Genomic DNA, 13,532 nt, shown 5'->3' with positions numbered 1-13,532 from the left:
CATATAATCCCTCGATGTCCCTGACCTTCAAAGACAAACTCGAATCAGACGATTTTCTTATCACTGCGGAGATCAGTCCACCGAAGGGAACAGATCTCTGCGAAGCTCTTGCAGATGCAGAGCTTATACGAGACTTTGCTGATGCCCTCAACGTCACGGATAACCAGCGGGCAGTCATGAGAATGAGCCCCATAGCAGTCAGCAAGGCGTTGCTGGACGCAGGACATGAGGTTATCATGCAGTTGACATGCAGAGACCGCAATTGCCTTGCATTGCAATCTGAACTTCTGGGAGCATACGCGCTTGGTGTCAGGAACATTTGCGTGATGACAGGTGATTACACCACCAAAGGAGACCATCCTGGTGCAAAGCCGGTCTATGATATGGACTCAGTGCAACTTCTTGACATCATCCGAAAAATGAAAGAAGGATATGATCTTGAAGGTAACTTAATAGAAAAACCGCCTGTTTTTACAGTCGGTGCAGTCACGAACACCGACCCTACAAAATTTATGCAGATGATGAAGCTGCGGAAAAAGGCAAAAATGGGACTTGATTTCGTCCAGACGCAGGCAGTCTATGATACCGGGCAGTTCGAGGCATTTATGGAAGAAACAGGAGATATTGGAATTCCGATAATTGCTGGCGTCATTCCTCTTAAATCCACGAACATGGCACATTTCATGAACCGAAATGTTCCGGGCATCAATGTTTCCACTGAAATTATAGAAAGAATGGAAAATGCTGAAAATCCGATAGATGAAGGTATGTCCATATGCTCGGAAACTATAATTGAGCTTAAGAAGCTCTGCCGTGGAATCCATATTATGCCAATCGGAAAACACGATAAAACACCCATGATACTTGAAATGGCCGGGATAAGGAAGAACATTTGATGATTAAAACGCAGATAGACCATGCAAAAGGTGGTACCCTCACACCTGAGATGCTGGAAGTTGCAAGAATTGAGGGCATTGAAGAAGAACTCATTCTTGAAAATGTCGCAAACGGCAGTCTTGTCATAATGACACGCAAAGGATGTCCACCTGTTGCAATTGGTAAGGGTGCAAGCACCAAAATAAATGTGAACCTCGGAACATCTTCAGCCTCGATAGACCCTGCTGCTGAGATTGAAAAAGTAAAGATAGCACAAAAATACGGTGCAGGTACCATTACGGATCTATCTATGGGAGGAGATATATCTGCTATCAGGGAGATGGTGTTTGAGAATACAGAACTTCCCGTCACAACCGTCCCCATCTACCAGACTATAGTCGAATGCGGAATGGAAAGCGTGACCTTTGATGGCATTCTCTCATACATGAAAAAGCACATCGATGAGGGCGTAAGTTCGGTACTTCTCCACTGTGTCGAAAGGAAAATGCTGGAAAAGCTGAAAAATTCAGGAAGGGTCATGGGCATGGTATCCAAGGGCGGGTCCTTTACCAGCAGTTTTATGCTGCTCAACGATTGTGAGAATCCGTTCATTGAGTATTTTGATGAAATTATGCAGATACTCAGGAAAAATGATGTTGTTCTCTCCCTCGGAAATACAATGAGAAGCGGATGTATTCATGACCTGAAGGACAGTGCCCAGTTAATGGAGATAGAGACAAACGCCACTCTTGCAAAAAGAGCAAATGAAAATGGAGTACAGGTAATCATTAACGGAATGGGTGGACATATCCAGGCATCTGAGATACCTGCTTCTGTCAGATTGTATAAAGAAAAAGCAGACTTTCCTTTATTCGTAGCAGGCCCCTTGCCAACTGACATAGCCGTTGGATACGATCATATTGCAGGTGCTGTCGGTGCAAGCATAGCAAGTGGAGCAGGTGCCGATTACCTTTGCTACATAACTCCTGCAGAGCACCTGTCATTGCCAAATCCCCAACAGGTCAAAGAAGGCCTTATTGCATTCAGAATCGCAGCCCATATCGGCGATTCCATGAAATACGGCTTAAGCGAAAATGATCTCATGCTTGCCACAAAAAGAGCTAGCTTTGACTGGAGAGGACAGGCTGAGCTTGCTATTGACCAAGACAGACCGACTCAGATGTGTCCTGATGAAGGACCCTGTTCCATGTGCGGGGACTATTGCGCGATAAAGATAATGAAGAACTATCTTTCCGGAGAGGAGTAAGTGCAAACCGATCATCCATCTTTGCAGATGCTTGGAATTAAAACACCTCTTATCAAACCGGGAGACAATATTGCAGATGTCATAATCGATTCTCTCGGGAAGCAGGGAATGCGATTTCAAGATAATGATATCCTCATCATTGCCGAATCACCGCTGGCAACAGCCGAGAATCGCCTCATGTGCTTAAAGGATGTTAAACCCTCAGGAGAAGCAGAAGAACTGGCTCGAAAATACCAGCTCGATCCGCGAGAAATGGAGCTTATTCTGCAGGAATGTGATGAGATATTCGGAGGAGTGCCGGGTGCAGCACTCACTATCACAGACGGAACCCTCTCTCCAAATGCAGGTATCGACAGCTCCAATGCTCCAAAGGGTTACGTTGTACTACTTCCTGAGGATCCCCAGAAAAGCGCAGAGAGAATTCGCATGGACATCGAGAAACGCTGCAAGTGCCACATCGGAGTGATAATTGGGGATAGCCGCACTCAACCTCTCAGACTCGGATGTGTCGGCATAGCTCTTGGAACTTCAGGTATAATTCCTGTAGAAGATGAAAGGGGAAAACTGGATCTTTTCGGAAAAGAAATGAAGATAAGCCGCAAGGCTGTTGCAGACAACCTTGTCTCTGCTGCCCAGATACTCATGGGGGAAACGGGAGAAAGTGTACCTGCAGTACTGGTCCGTGGTGCACCGATCCAGGTTGTAAAGAAATCCCTGGAAATGCCTCTTTTTTCACCGGATGAGTGCATGTACTACAGTAACATAAGAAAAGCATGAATGCTCGAATTTCATTAATAGTGTCCTAAAAAGAGAAAGAAGGAGCACATTGTACTCCAGAGTTTTGCATTATGCTCAAACTTCTTTCGAGTATTCGCACCATTCCATAACACTATGTGCAGCTATGTAAGCATCGCATTGATAACCACAAACTTCTACCTGAATCCATCCAGAATCAGTGGTTTTAGGATCATATTCCTTTGAATAATCGAAGTGTCCGGGAATAGGATTACCTTTTTTTGTTGTTACAGTATTGAAATCGATAGCTTCATCCACCACTTGCAGATGATACTCATTAAATCCCACCCATGAACCAACATATCCATTTTTGTAAATGGGTTCTGATCCACTTAATTTATACCTGAGATAGATAGTGCCATAATATCCCGGACCACACTCACCTTCGGATTGATACGTAGTTTCATCATAAACTTTCAGGGTTCCAGCCCGATAAGTCTGTCCTGCATAGATCGGATACCTTACAGGACTGGACTCTGTGCCTGTACCTAAGTTATACTTTGTGTAAGTCGCCCAGTTACCCCGGTCAACAAAACGGTGATCTCCAGGTTTGCACTGAGCAGCCCACGCAGTCTCCTCAAAGCATTCCGTTTTTACACAATCGGTTCCCATTGTCTGATCTTCAGTTCCTGATGCAAATCCGGTTACAATCAAAGTTATAATAGCGATTAGCATAGCTAAAACAAAGCAATTCTTTAACATACCCCAATAACCTCCGATAAAAAGCAAGTACTTGAATTTATTTAAGAATTATGATTTAGTGCAAGCAAGATAATTTATTTCAATGATTCAGGTAACCTATTGATTGGGCTTTCGGAAAACAGTACATAAGAACATTTTCCGAAAATAGATGTGAAATAAAATCAGAATTCACCAAATGGAGATTGGAATACAGCAAATCACATTCTCTCGATATGTATTTTAAAGAGCGTCATGACCCGGTAAATAATGGAGTTTTGTATCTTAAAATACGATCTTGAGGGTATTGTCGTAGCTGCCCCAATGGCTAATGGTGATGCAGCACTCAGTGAAGACGACAAATTCTTCATCCCACAAGAAGCAGCAGACATTATCGACAATTAAAACCCAAGTGATCCAAGGGGATGTTCACCTTTCCTTTTTTATTTGAAATTAGAAGATAGAGATGATACGTCATTAATTTTACTTGACAAAAATAAAATAAAAAGTGATATATATAGGGACATCACTTTGTGCAAAAGTGACACCTTTATCATTATCCAGCATTTAAAGGACGGATCTTTCTTGGGAAACTTGATAGAAGAATCTTTCGTAGCAATAATACTGATATTCATAACAACGTACCTCTGGCTTTCAGGGAAAAAGAACAGAGAGATATCCAATACAGGATGGAAGTTAATTGTTGCAGGATTCTCCCTGATGAGTATAGGGTACATTGCTGATGCTTTTGACGATATATGGTTTATTGAAAATTATGTAGAAGGTACGATATTTGAGACAATTTTCGAAGATATCCTAGGTCGTATTCTAAGTTTCATCCTGCTGGGAATCGGGATTATAAGCTGGATCCCAACCATCTCAAGTGCAGAAAGGTTGAGAAGTGAAGTTGAAGGGCATCGTGTAGCAAGAAACGAACTTGGCAAAAAGACATCTATCCTCAAAGGGCTTCTGGATTCTATTCCTGACATGGTCTTTTTCAAAGATAGCAACGGGGAATATATGGGATGTAATCCGGCATTTTCAGAACATGTGACACTTCCGGTCGAAGAGGTGAAAGGGAAAAAGGACCATGAACTTTTCCCTGAAAAAAAAGCGACATATCTCTGTAACCTGAGCAAGGAGATAATGGAAACCGGCAAAATCAAAAGATATGAGGAGTGTATCGACGATGGCAACAGGCAGATTTTTATTGAAACTATAAAATCTCCGCTACTCAACGGAGAAGGAAAATGTATTGGAATTGCCGGAATCAGCCGCGATATAACTTCCAGAAAAAAAGCTGATGAAATACTCAGAGCCAAAGCATCAACTGAAGCTGCAAACAAAGCCAGAAACCAGTTCTTTGCAAACATGAGCCATGAAATTAGAACACCTCTGAATTCGATAATAGGTTTTTCCGAGATACTATTCGAGGGAATTGCGGGGGACTTGAATAAACAGCAACAGCAGTATATAATGAACATTAATAAAAGTGGAAACCACCTGCTGGAGCTTATCAATAACATACTCGATCTTTCAAAGATAGAAGCCGGCAAAATGGAAATTGATCCTGAGCAGTTTACTGTATCCGAAACTTTCCAGGAAATATCTGACATAATGGAATCCCTCTCTATAAAGAAGAGAGTACACCTTAAATTCATTATAGGCAAAAACATTCCTGCCATACATGCTGACAAGATGAGATTTAAACAAATAATCTATAATCTGGTGAGCAATGCTATCAAGTTTACACCTGAGGGCGGGAAAGTTGAAGTGTTTGCAGAAAAGGCAGAAAACATGCTCATTATTAAAGTATCAGACACAGGAGAAGGAATATCAGAAGAGAATCAAAAACGTCTTTTCCAGCCCTTTGAACAGGCCAACGCTTCTCACACATATGAGGGGACAGGACTTGGATTATTCCTGGTAAAAAAATATATTGAAATGCACAAAGGGAATATCCGCATTGAAAGTGAACCCGGAAAAGGGTCCTCTTTTATTCTCGAGCTGCCCTTAAATGCAGAAGAAAAGGACTGAATGCATTTTAGCGATCCTATGCATTTTCTTCCAGACCAAGACCTTTCATGATCATATGATACTCACTTACATGCATTCTTGAATAAAAAGCCCTTTTTATAACCTCACTCAAGGAAGGATGAATGTCCATTGCATGCATTATCGGATCGGCACTCTGGTCAGCAGTGTAGAGAACTGGTATGATCTCGTGGATGAGTACTGAAGCTTGAGGTCCTATTATATGGGCACCTAAAATCTTCTGTGTCGCTGTTTCGAATATAATTTTAACAAATTCATCCTGAAGACCCATTGCGACACCTTTTGCTGTTTGGTCAAAACGATAGAAACCTATTACGATGTTCTGTTCTCCGTATTCTTCTGCTGCCCGGGCTTCACTCATACCTACACCTGCTATCTCCGGATAGGAAAAGACAGCATGTGGAACAGCATGATAGTCTGCTTTGACTTTTTTACCGAGCACAGCATTGTAGTAAACTACAGTTGATTCATGATTGCCAACATGTTTGAAAAGATATTTTCCAATAGCATCCCCGAAAGCCCAGACATTCTTTGCTGATGTTTCCAGATGCTCATCAACTTTTATCCAGCCCCTTGAATCGGTCTCGATGCCAGCCTTTTCAGGTTTCAGAATATCGGTGTTCGGAGACCTGCCTGTGGCAACAAGTATCTCACTGGATACGATCTCAATCTCTTCATCTGTCTCCCGGTTTTTTGCAATAATCTTTTTTCCCTCTTCCGACGAGAATATCTCAAGAACTTCATAATTTGTGAGTATATCCATGTAATCCGACATCATCTTTTTTGCAAGGGTAGAAATCTCCGGCTCTTCATTTGGAAGGATAAAAGGGTTTCTTCCTATTATTGTTACCTTTGAACCCATAGCAGAAAAGAAGTGCCCATATTCAGCAGCAATATAACCACCGCCAATTATTGCAATACTTTCAGGGAGTTCTTCAAGGCCAAGAACGGTGTCACTGGTAAGATAACCCGCCTCTTCAAGGCCCCTGACAGGTGGTATCGCAGGCTTAGAACCGGTACTTAAAAAAATCATCTTTGCCGTAATTGTATCTTCGCCTGTTTTCAGTGTATAGGGACTTACAAATTCTGCCGCATCTGTATATAGGTCAATTTTCGGACTATAAGAATAGCTCTCTTTTATGCTTTCAATATCCTCGGAAATAGACGACCTCATCCTGTCCATTACAGCCTTGAAATCAATACTTTCTATATCCGCATTAATTCCAAATTTATGCGCTTGCTGTATATCCCTTACAAGTTCTGCAGGATAGAGAAGCATCTTTGAGGGTATGCAACCACGTGTCAGGCAGATGCCACCAGGTTTATCTTTTTCCACAACAGCAACCGTAAGATCCGGGTTTGCATCCATCATGGGATAAACATAGTTCATGCCGGAGCCTGTGCCAATTACAATGAGATCATATTCTTTCATCTGATTCCCCACATGATATTCACTGGATATTAGATGCTACGCACTGTTATAATTATTGCCGGGAAAGAATTTACGACAGGTACCCAAGCAAATATGCAAGAGAGCCAAGTTGAATTATCAATACCAAACTCAAAAAAATCATGCAGAACGCAGCCTGCTCACAAAATGACCTCATTCAGTCAGGAACCGCAGCCACTTTTTCAGACACCAATGATTTCAACTCATCAAGGTTGCTAAGAGCGTTCATTTCATCTGAATTTATCAAGAGTTCCAGTTCACCTTCTGATTCAATAAATGCACATGGAAATGATACATCTTCAAGATCATATTTTTTAGAGAACTCATCCTTATGGAGAAATTCTACAGGGAATTTCAGTCCTGAAACGAATGATTTCCAGCTTTGTTTCATCATCCCTGTATTACCGTATGTAAGACCACAGAGATTGCACCCATATGTAGATGGTGAAACAACCTTGTGCACATAATCTCCAATTGAACTGAATATTCCACTATCAGCATTGTAAACAAAAACTATTTTTTTCTTTCCCATATTAAGCTCCCCACAATAAGCCTATAATATCAGGGATCTTATGTTACTTTATACTTGCTTTTGCCTTCATCTTGGCAAGAAGCACTAATGCAGCAAGCTGCCACGTTAATACAGAAAATCAAAACCTTTTACTGAGATAAAATTAAAAACAGAGCACATCGAAAAAGTAACAAGGGTCAGTTGACCCCATTACTTTCGAACGAGAGAGAAACAAGTAGTGAACGTATTTGATACTATAAAGATGCTTTTGAGTATATTAATTAGGAAATACTAATTAGATAAAATATTTTTGGTTATTAGAGTGACAATGTAAAAATAATGATAGCATCTGCTCTTATTCTTCTGGATAGTGTTGTAGAAAAAGTAGTAGTGATAGTAGTAAAGGTTAGTAAGTGAGCCAGCAGCGATCCATAGTTCCCGAAGACTCGCGTACTTCAGTACAATATGGAACGCTGGCAGACTTATCTTCTGTGTTCGGAAAGGGTACAGGAATTGCCCTGCCGCTATGGCCGCCAGACTCACTTACGATGAATTTTTTTTATAGGTAAAGCCAAGGTCCGGATTCGAACCGGAATGGAATCGCTCTGCAGGCGATTGCGTAGCCGCTCCGCCACCTTGGCGTTTTGAGCGATAAATTATTGGGACCATTATGTTAAATACTTTACCTTTTGATCTTGTATAATTTGCATGTACATATCAGATTTCGCCTGGACAAAGTAAGGTAGATAGGCACGGATGGTTAGTAGCCGCGGACTGAACACCTCGTTGCCTTGGTGCTTACATCCCGACCCTATCAAACCGATCTTCTATCGGAACCCTTAATGCAGTCTCTTTTCAGGTCAGATTTCGAGCTTAGATGCATTCAGCTCTTATTCCTTAGCGCGTAGCTGCTCGGCGATGCCTTGTCAGACAACCGATACACCAGAGGCGCCGCTACCCTGTTCCTCTCGTACTAAAGGTAGCTTACCCTCAGACCACGTACACCTCTAGTAGATAGTAACCGACCTGTCTCACGACGGTCTAAACCCAGCTCACGATCTCCTTTAATAGGCGAACAACCTCACCCTTGGCCGCTGCTGCACGGCCAGGATGGAAAGAACCGACATCGAAGTAGCAAGCTGCCGGGTCGATATGTGCTCTTGCCGGCAACAACTCAATTATCCCCGAGGTAACTTTTCTGTCATTTTTGGCCCGCACCAAGCGGGACACAAAAGTTCGCTAGAACCGACTTTCGTCTCGTCATCCACTACTGTGCTGAATAACGTCAGGCTGACTTATGCTCTTGCACTCTTCAGTGGGTTTCCGACCCACTTGAGTCAACCTTTGTGCGCCCTTGATATCTTTTCAAGGGCGTCCCGCCCCAGGCAAACTGCCTACCTATCGGGGTCCTCCTCGCGGAGTTAGGATCGTAATCTCAGAAGGGTAGTGTCCCAATGGCGACTCCATCGATGCTGGCGCACCGACTTCGATGTCTCCTACCTACACTGTACATCCAAGATCACAACCCAACGACAGGCTGCAGTAAAGCTCTACGGGGTCTTCACTTCCCCCTAGAGGTCTCTAGACTGTGCACTAGAAAGTAAGCTTCACCGGACTCTGGCTAGGGACAGTAGAGCTCTCATTGATCCATTCATGCAAGTCGCCAATTAAGCGACAAGGTACTACGCTACCTTAAGAGGGTCATAGTTACCCCCGCTGTTTACAGGCCCTTCGTCCCGTTGAACCGGGTTTTCAGGTACCTGCACTGAGCAGGATTCAGAGATCGTACTAGCCTTTTCAGGTTTGCGATCTCCTATGTTGATATTAGACAGTTAGAGCTCTCTTGTCACTGCGACCTGCTGTCTTCACAGCAGGCACTCCTTCTCCCGAAGTTACGGAGCTAATTTGCCGAATTCCCTTAGCCAAAATATTCCGACACGCCTTAGCCTTTTCAGCTAGGGGCACCTGTGTCAGTTCTCGGTACGGACATCTGACTCCCTTTTCACGGGTTCCCGGGTGCAGTTGATTTTCACCATAACACATTCGTCTGCTTCTCGCCATTACGGCTCTCCACAGATTTAGGTGCTTAGACGGCGCGACGACGCCGCTCAACCTGCCCAAAAACGTCGGTTTTAATGTCAGATGGTACAGGAATATTAACCTGTTTCCCTTTTGATGTACTCGGATTACGGTACAACTTAGGACCGACTAACCCTCGGCTGACGATCATTGCCGAGGAAACCTAGCCCCTTCGGCGGATAGGATTCTCACCTATCTATGCTGCTACTATTACCAGGATTTTCGTTTCCGCACGGTCCACAGGACTTCACAGCCCTGCTTCTGCCCGAACGCAACGCCTTCCTACAAGATCACCTTTCGGTGCTCCGTGGTATCGGTGGTCGACTTGAGCCCCGTCCATTTTCGGGGCCCTAAACCTCGACTGGTGGGCTGTTACGCACTCTTTAAAGGATAGCTGCTTCTAAGCTAACCTTCCAGCTGTCTAGGGCTTAGGACGCCCTTTAGTATTAACACTTAGTCGACACTTGGGGACCTTAACCACGGGCTGGGTTGTCTCCCTTACGGACTACAAGCTTACCCCGGTAGTCCGGACTCCGACTTTCTATGACGACGGTGGTTTTGGAGTTTGACAAGAGAGTGAGGAATTTCTTCCCCAGGATCTCCAATCAGTGCTCTACCCCACCGACTATCTCCAGTCAGGTCATGCTACGACATGTTTCGGAAGGAACCAGCTGATGCCGGGTTAGATTAGCCTTTCACTCCGAGACGCAGGTCACACGAATGATTTGCAGATCAATACCGCTTGCGGTCCTCCACGTAGCTTTCGCCACGCTTCAACCTGCCCACGCCTAGATCACCCGGCTTCGGGTCGTATCATAATGACTCCACGCACTTGTATACGCCGCTCCTCACCTTGCGGTTGCGAGCATGTTGCTTTCGCTTCGGCTTCCTAAGTAAAAAGTTAGCCATCGCCATTTTGATACACTCCCTGGCCCGTTCTTCAAAACGTAAGATATGACATCGGCAATGACACTCGTACTGCAGCCTCGCGACTGTTTCCTTCGTGTCAAAGATCCTTTCATGCCATATCGCTCCATCGCTTCCAGGTTTCAGGCACTTTTAACCTCCCTTTTTGGGGTACTTTTCAGTTTTCGGTCACCCTACTAGTTCGCTATCGGTCTCAAGAAGTATTTAGTTTTGGAAGTTGGTGCCTCCCAAATTCGCGCGAGAATTCCGACCCACGCTACTCAGGCTACATCCCAGATCCTTTGATTAATACCTACGTGACTTTCACACTCTTTGGTCTAACGTTCCAGAAAAGTTTGATTATAATCAAGTGGGATCTTTAGGAAAAGCCTATAACACCACATCTCCCACATGTTACCAGTGGGATTCAGTTTGAACTTTACCGTGTTCATTCGCCATTACTAACGGCATCTCTTCGATTTCTTTTCCTGCCCCTACTAAGATGTTTCAGTTCGGGGCGTTCCCGATCATTACTGATCAATGCGCAAAACGCATTAGGAAGACCCATTAGGAAATCTCAGGTTCATCGGTTCCATGCACCTACCCTGAGCTTATCGCAGCTTGGCACGTCCCTCATCAGCCCTTGAGCCGAGCCATCCACCTGAAAGCATAATTACCAGAGTCCACCTCACTTTATCCAGTGAGCGTCTGATATATGCATGCTTATACATGATCTCATTATGTTCAACATGGGGTTGTTGAACACTTCATCCTTCCCGGGCAAAATTACTTGCCTGGTGCACTTAAATGGACTTGCTGGGATTCGAACCCAGGGCCTTCGCCTTGCAAAGGCGACGATCTTCCAACTGATCTACAAGCCCTTGAGCGTCCCGCTTGTTTGATGGATTTGACAGTTATTCGATTTCTGACCGGTTAGTGGTGATAGACTTTGTGCCTATCTTGCTTAGGAGGTGATCCAGCCGCAGATTCCCCTACGGCTACCTTGTTACGACTTAACCCCCCTTGCGAAATTTAGGTTCGAACACGGCACAAAATCCGTGCCCTCACCCATACCTCACTCGGGTGGTTTGACGGGCGGTGTGTGCAAGGAGCAGGGACGTATTCACCGCGCTATATTGAAACGCGATTACTACGGATTCCAGCTTCACGAGGGCGAGTTGCAGCCCTCGATCCGAACTAAGGCCGGGTTTATGAGATTACCAACCCCTTTCGGGGTAGGAGCCCATTGTCCCGGTCATTGTAGCCCGCGTGTAGCCCTGGAGATTCGGGGCATACTGACCTACCGTAGCCCGCACCTTCCTCCGCTTTAGCAGCGGCGGTCCCCACAGAGTACCCATCATCCCGAAGGATATGCTGGCAACAGTGGGCACGGGTCTCGCTCGTTGCCTGACTTAACAGGATGCTTCACAGTACGAACTGACGACGGCCATGCACCTCCTCTCAGCGATTCAGGTAAGACCTTCAGCCTGACCTACATATTGCTGTCGCCCCAGGTGAGTTTTCCGGCGTTGAGTCCAATTAAACCGCAGGCTCCACCCGTTGTAGTGCTCCCCCGCCAATTCCTTTAAGTTTCAGCCTTGCGGCCGTACTTCCCAGGTGGCTCGCTTCACGGCTTCCCTGCGGCACCTGAAACGGTCGCACCATCCCAGACACCTAGCGAGCATCGTTTACGGCTGGGACTACCCGGGTATCTAATCCGGTTCGTGCCCCCAGCTTTCGTCCCTCACCGTCGAACCCGTTCTGGTAAGACGCCTTCGCCACTGGTGGTCCCACAAGGATTACAAGATTTCACTCCTACCCCTGTAGTACCTCTTACCTCTCCCGGTTCCAAGTCTGACAGTATCCCCCAGAAGCCTAACAGTTAAGCTGTCAGATTTCCCGGAAGACTGATCAAACCGGCTACGGACCCTTTAGACCCAATAATAGTGATTACCACTCGGGCCGCCGGTGTTACCGCGGCGGCTGGCACCGGTCTTGCCCGGCCCTTGCTATCACATGTTATTTATACATATGGACAGCCAACATAATATGCTGGCACTCGGTGTCCCCTTATCGCGGTTTCCCGCATTGTAAAGATTTCGCGCCTGCTGCGCCCCGTAGGGCCTGGATTCATGTCTCAGAATCCATCTCCGGGCTCTTGCTCTCACAACCCGTACCCGTCGTCGGCTAGTAGGTACATTACACCCACTACTACCTGATAGGCCGCAGATCCATCCTAAGGCACCGGAGCTTTTAACCACAGAACATTCCAGTATCTATGATTTATCCGGAATTATCCCCAGTTTCCCGGGGTTATGCCGGACCTTAGGGCAGGTTATCCACGTGTTACTGAGCAGTACGCCATGTTCACGAAGAACATTTGACTCGCATGGCTTAATCGCACACCGATAGCAGTAACCTCTGGCAGGATCAACCAGAATTGTTGATCACACACAAAGTTTTGGAAGTCATTTTAAGGAATCGATTGGAGAATTCTATTTGAGAGAATTTCCTATGCACATAGTTTGGTTAATTCCTTATTGTAGTATATAATACACTACCGGTCAGAATTAACCGAACTGCCAAATCCAACGTCAGACAGGAAATAACTCCTGCCTCCACATAATAAGGCGGTGATTGTAAGTGTTTCTCGCATTTCGCGAGGACCCCTAAAAGACTGCAATCGTATATATACCTTCCGACCGGCTTGGCCGAAGGAGTTGATCGCATCTTTCTCGAAGTCATTTCCGCACGCGGACGCGCGGAGATTCACAAAGGCTGCAATCGTATATATACCTTTTCATTTCGAACAATGAAAGGCAAAGATTGTCAGCTTTTGATAAATGTGTCAATTGAAATATTTGATACCTCAATCGTGCATCTCCCAGAAATCATTTTCTGGCGCACCAGTGCGC

At 45.0% G+C, this 13,532-nt stretch carries 8 protein-coding genes, 2 tRNA genes and 3 rRNA genes; 5 read left to right on the top strand and 8 right to left on the bottom strand.

The features are described from left to right. The first annotated feature begins 14 nt into the window (after nucleotides 1-14). The 3 genes from V7O62_RS09545 to cofE are packed head-to-tail and all read left to right on the top strand — an operon-like array spanning nucleotide 15 to nucleotide 2,920. Nucleotides 15-896 (top strand): methylenetetrahydrofolate reductase, encoded by an 882-nt coding sequence (locus tag V7O62_RS09545; protein ID WP_406658281.1) that lies wholly within the window; start codon nucleotides 15-17, stop codon nucleotides 894-896. Continuing rightward, complete coding sequence (gene thiC, locus V7O62_RS09540) at nucleotides 896-2,143, top strand: phosphomethylpyrimidine synthase ThiC (protein ID WP_406656086.1); 1,248 nt, start codon at nucleotides 896-898, stop codon at nucleotides 2,141-2,143. The genes V7O62_RS09545 and thiC overlap by 1 nt, the downstream gene beginning before the upstream one ends. Continuing rightward, the gene (gene cofE, locus V7O62_RS09535) at nucleotides 2,144-2,920 is read left to right on the top strand and encodes a coenzyme F420-0:L-glutamate ligase (protein ID WP_406656084.1); all 777 of its coding nucleotides are present in this window, start codon (nucleotides 2,144-2,146) and stop codon (nucleotides 2,918-2,920) included. It begins immediately after the preceding gene. A 75-nt stretch (nucleotides 2,921-2,995) separates the two neighbouring features. On the opposite strand, the gene V7O62_RS09530 is transcribed toward cofE, so the two are convergent. Further along, nucleotides 2,996-3,640 carry a hypothetical protein gene (locus tag V7O62_RS09530; protein WP_406656083.1) on the bottom strand — a complete coding sequence of 215 codons (645 nt, stop codon included), beginning with the start codon at nucleotides 3,638-3,640 and terminating at the stop codon, nucleotides 2,996-2,998. Nucleotides 3,641-3,886: 246 nt separating this feature from the next. On the opposite strand from V7O62_RS09530, the gene V7O62_RS09525 reads away from it, so the two are divergent. Next, nucleotides 3,887-4,021 carry a hypothetical protein gene (locus tag V7O62_RS09525; RefSeq protein WP_406656081.1) on the top strand — a complete coding sequence of 45 codons (135 nt, stop codon included), beginning with the start codon at nucleotides 3,887-3,889 and terminating at the stop codon, nucleotides 4,019-4,021. A gap of 189 nt (nucleotides 4,022-4,210) precedes the next feature. Continuing rightward, on the top strand, nucleotides 4,211-5,653 hold the full coding sequence (locus V7O62_RS09520; protein WP_406656079.1) for a PAS domain-containing sensor histidine kinase: 1,443 nt from the start codon (nucleotides 4,211-4,213) through the stop codon (nucleotides 5,651-5,653). Between the two features lie 16 nt (nucleotides 5,654-5,669). On the opposite strand, the gene V7O62_RS09515 is transcribed toward V7O62_RS09520, so the two are convergent. From V7O62_RS09515 to V7O62_RS09485, 7 genes are all read right to left on the bottom strand, one after another. Continuing rightward, complete coding sequence (locus V7O62_RS09515; protein WP_406656078.1) at nucleotides 5,670-7,103, bottom strand: dihydrolipoyl dehydrogenase; 1,434 nt, start codon at nucleotides 7,101-7,103, stop codon at nucleotides 5,670-5,672. Between the two features lie 175 nt (nucleotides 7,104-7,278). Further along, nucleotides 7,279-7,653 carry a hypothetical protein gene (locus tag V7O62_RS09510; RefSeq protein ID WP_406656076.1) on the bottom strand — a complete coding sequence of 125 codons (375 nt, stop codon included), beginning with the start codon at nucleotides 7,651-7,653 and terminating at the stop codon, nucleotides 7,279-7,281. 395 nt (nucleotides 7,654-8,048) lie between these two features. Continuing rightward, a 5S ribosomal RNA gene (rrf, locus tag V7O62_RS09505) occupies nucleotides 8,049-8,170 on the bottom strand. Nucleotides 8,171-8,201: 31 nt separating this feature from the next. Further along, nucleotides 8,202-8,273 (bottom strand) — tRNA-Cys (locus V7O62_RS09500). 99 nt (nucleotides 8,274-8,372) lie between these two features. Further along, a 23S ribosomal RNA gene (locus tag V7O62_RS09495) occupies nucleotides 8,373-11,300 on the bottom strand. A 125-nt stretch (nucleotides 11,301-11,425) separates the two neighbouring features. Further along, a tRNA-Ala gene (locus V7O62_RS09490) sits at nucleotides 11,426-11,498 on the bottom strand. 85 nt (nucleotides 11,499-11,583) lie between these two features. Continuing rightward, a 16S ribosomal RNA gene (locus tag V7O62_RS09485) occupies nucleotides 11,584-13,058 on the bottom strand. The 16S, 23S and 5S rRNA genes sit together here with 2 tRNA genes alongside, the layout of an rRNA operon. Nucleotides 13,059-13,532 lie beyond the last annotated feature (474 nt).

The organism is Methanolobus sp. ZRKC2 (assembly GCF_045291185.1).
Taxonomy (GTDB): Archaea; Halobacteriota; Methanosarcinia; order Methanosarcinales; family Methanosarcinaceae; genus Methanolobus.
This window is presented reverse-complemented; position numbering and strand designations above follow the sequence as displayed.